Origin of the sequence: Streptomyces aurantiacus JA 4570, assembly GCF_000414115.1 — a bacterium.
GTDB lineage: Bacteria > Actinomycetota > Actinomycetes > Streptomycetales > Streptomycetaceae > Streptomyces > Streptomyces aurantiacus_A.
The window spans coordinates 1-1,964 of record NZ_AOPZ01000440.1; the positions used below are offsets into that span (position 1 = coordinate 1).

Annotated in this window: 1 protein-coding gene; it reads right to left on the reverse strand. The window is 75.7% G+C overall.

Translation table 11 applies throughout. The features are described 5' to 3' along the window. On the reverse strand, positions 1-1,964 hold a 1,964-nt coding region (locus STRAU_RS33665), incomplete at both ends, for an SDR family oxidoreductase (protein ID WP_037663653.1).

Below are 1,964 nucleotides of genomic sequence, written 5' to 3' on the forward strand. Positions count from 1 at the left end.
CGCGCACCAGGCCGCGCAGCAGCGCAGGGACCGCCGCGGCGTCGGTGCCCGCGGCGGCTCGCAGGGCGGCGGTGTCCAGGCGTACGGGGACGAGGGCCGCGGGCGCGCCCGGCACCGTCAGGTCCGCGGCGGTGACGGCGGTGACCGCGGTGTCGAGGAGAGCCAGGCCCTCCTCCGTGGACAGCGCCGCCACGCCGCCACGCGCCATGCGGTCGCGGTCGGCGTCGGCGAGGGCGCCGGTCATGTCGCTGTCCTGCGCCGCCCACAGGCCCCACGCGAGGGAAGTCGCGGGGAGGCGCTGAGCACGGCGGTGTACGGCGAGGGCGTCCAGGTAAGCGTTCGCCGCCGCGTAGTTCGCCTGACCCGCGCCGCCGAAGACACCGGAGGCCGAGGAGAACAGCACGAAGGCGGACAGGTCCAGGCCAGCCGTCAGCTCATGCAGGTTCAGCGCCGCGTCCACCTTGGGGCGCAGGACCGTCGTCAGGCGCTCGGGCGTCAGGGACGTGACCACGCCGTCGTCCAAGACCCCGGCCACGTGCACCACGGCGGACAGGTCCGCGCCCTGCTCGTCGAGGAGCGCGGCCAGGGCCTCTCGGTCGGCCACGTCACACGCGGCCACCGTGACCTTCGCGCCCAACGCCTGTAGTTCGTCGCGCAGTTCGTCCGCGCCGGACGCGTCCGGACCGCGACGCGAGACCAGCAGCAGGTCGCGTACACCGTGGTGCTCGGCCAGGTGTCGTGTCACCACCCGGCCGAGGCCGCCGAAGGCACCCGTCACGAGGACGGAGCCTTCGCCCCACGGGGTGGCGCCGCCGTCAGCCGACTCGGCGGAGACCCGGGACAGCCGGGGCGCCCAGACCGCGCCGTCTCGTACCGCCACCTCCGGCTCGCCCGATGCCAGCACGGCGCCGAGCACCGCCTCGTCCACCTCCGCGTCCGCGTCCACGAGGACGAAGCGGCCCGGGTGCTCGGAGCGGGCCGACCGCACAAGCCCCCACACCGCCGCGCTCGAAGGATCAAGGGCTGCGCCCGTGTCCCCGGCCGTCACTGCGCCGCGCGTCACCACAACGAGGCGCGACGCCTCGAACCGCTCATCCGCAAGCCAGCTCTGCACCACGCTCAGTGCCTCGGCCAGACGTGCGGAGACGGCCCCCGGCCGCATGCCACCCTCGGCACCGCCACCGGCCTGCCACACCACCACCGCCGGAGCGGCCTCGTCGGCACCCAGGTCCTGGAGCGAAGTCGGCGACACGGGCTCGGCCGACACCGGTGACTGCCGCCGCCACTCGACGTGGAACATCGAGTCGTCGGCCGTACCGGCGCCGAGCTGGTCCACCGCGACCGGCCGGAAGACCAGCGAGTCCACGGTGGCCACCGGTTCGCCGAGCCCGTCCGCGACGGTGAGCGACACGGCGTCGTTGCCCGCCGGGGCCAGCCGGACGCGCAGGGCGGAGGCTCCGGTCGCGTGCAGCGAGACGCCGCTCCAGGCGAACGGCAGCCGCGCGCCGTCGCCCGCGCCGCCCTCACCGTCGCCGCCGTCGGCCGCCGCGTCGCCGCGGAGTACGCCGAGGCCGAGCACGTGCAGGGCCGCGTCAAGCAGCGCGGGGTGCAGCCGGAACGACTCCGCGTTCTCGTGCTGCTCCTCGGGCAGGGCGACCTCGGCGAACACCTCGTCGCCGCGCCGCCAGGCACCGCGCAGCCCCTGGAACGCCTCGCCGTACGCGAAGCCGAGTTCCGTCAAGTGCCGGTACAGGCCCTCGACATCGACCTCGGCGGCATCGCGCGGCGGCCATTCGGCGAGCCGGAAGGCGGCCGCCGGCTGCCCGCCGGAGAGCACCCCGCTCGCGTGGGCGGTCCAGCCGCCGTCACCCGCGTACGCGTCGCGCTCCTCGCGGGAGTGCAGGGCGACGCTCCGGCGTCCGCTCTCGTCCGCCGCGCCGACGACGACCTGGATCTGTACGGCA